This is a genomic window from Kitasatospora sp. MY 5-36, assembly GCF_001182915.1.
GTDB lineage: Bacteria > Actinomycetota > Actinomycetes > Streptomycetales > Streptomycetaceae > Kitasatospora.
On the sequence record NZ_LFVW01001268.1, the window covers coordinates 1 to 309 of the forward strand.

Here is a 309-nt window from a genome sequence, read left to right on the forward strand (position 1 = left end):
TGCGGCGGCGGGGCGGGTCGAGGTGGTCGGTGTCCAGGGCGAGGACGGTCTCGATCGCGGCGCCGGACTCGTGCAGCAGGTGCCAGAGCGCCTGCTCGCGCAGCGGCGCGCGGAGGGCGAACAGGGCGCGCAGTTCCTCGGGGCTCAACGGGCCGGTGGCCGTGGCGGGTTCGGGCAGTGGGCGGGGGAGCAGGCCGGTGGTCGGGTCGCCGTCGAGCCAGCCGCGGGCCCGCCACCAGGCCACGGCCGCGCGCAGGGTGGAGAGCTCCCGGTTGAGGGTGCGCGGGTCGGTGTCGGCGCCGCGCCGGG

Annotated in this window: 1 pseudogene; it reads right to left on the minus strand. The window is 79.0% G+C overall.

From position 1 onward, the window contains the following. Positions 1-309: pseudogene (locus AE652_RS41875) on the minus strand (hypothetical protein); the annotation flags it as partial.